Here is a 1,019-nt window from a genome sequence, read left to right as displayed (position 1 = left end):
GGCCTCGACGTCCTGCGGGGTCGCGTCGTCGTGGCTGGCCAGCAGCACGCCGGCCTCGTGGGCCAGGGCGGCGATCGCTGCGCGTCGCTCCTCGCGGTGCGCGGCCCCGTCGGCCGTGGCGGCCATGAGCCGGTCGACCTCCTCGGGGGAGACTCCCCAGTCCGCGGCGTAGAAGGCGCGGTTCTCCTCGGCGGTCGCGAACCGGCTGCGGTCCGCGGAGTGCTCCATCATCGAGATGATCGCCACCCGGCTCGAGGCCGCGAGGACCTCGCGCAGGGCGTCGATCGCCCCGGCGTCGGTGATCTCGACCCGCACGTGCAGGCGCCAGTCGCAGGCGAAGGACGGCGCCATCTGCTCGAGCACCCGCGCCAGCTCGACGGCCTCGGCGATGTGGATGCCCTTGCCCGGGGCGTCCTCGCAGCGCGCCGCGAGGCAGACGACCCCGATCCCGGCGGCCGCGCACTCGGCGTCGAGCACCGCGAGCACGTCGGCCTGGTCCAGGACGACCGTGGCCCGCGGCCGACGCCGCTGGGCCATGTTGTCCAGGTGCAGGTCCACGGCCGCCGGCACCAGGAACCGCTGGCCGGGCACGCCGGTCGAGGTGATCTCCTGCACGACGCCGTCGGCGTCGAGCACCACGCGGGCACCGGCGAGCACCGGCCGTCCGCCGCCGGGCACGAGGGTCACGTCCTCGATCACGGTCAGGTCCATGGGTCATCCCTTTCGTCGAGGAGGGCGACGGCGTCTGCCGTGGCCTGGAAGGCGCTGCCCGGTCGGGCGGTGAGCACGACGGCGGTGCCGGCGCGGGTCAGGGTGTCGATGCGGTCGGTGACCGCGGCGGTGACGGCCGAGCCCGCCGAGGTCGCCTGGTCGGCGTCGTCGACCAGCACGAGGGCGGTCGAGGACCAGAGGGCTCCCGCGAGCGCCACGAGCCGTCGCTGGGCCGGGCGCAGCCGACCGACGGGGACGCCGGTCCGGTCCCCGAGGCCGAGGGCCTCGAGGGCCCCGACAGCCGACTG

The 1,019-nt window shown here is 75.9% G+C and carries 1 protein-coding gene and 1 pseudogene; both read right to left on the bottom strand.

Translation table 11 applies throughout. From position 1 onward, the window contains the following. The coding region (locus tag L0B03_RS18370; RefSeq protein ID WP_250448515.1) for a hypothetical protein at positions 1 to 711 on the bottom strand (711 nt) is incomplete at its 3' end. Continuing rightward, positions 702 to 1,019, bottom strand: a pseudogene (locus L0B03_RS18365) (hypothetical protein); the annotation flags it as partial. The gene L0B03_RS18370 and the pseudogene L0B03_RS18365, both read right to left, overlap by 10 nt.

It is taken from the genome of Actinotalea sp. C106, assembly GCF_023630195.1.
GTDB lineage: Bacteria > Actinomycetota > Actinomycetes > Actinomycetales > Cellulomonadaceae > Actinotalea.
Note: the sequence above shows the minus strand (reverse complement) of the source record. Positions and strands in the feature narration are given on the sequence as shown.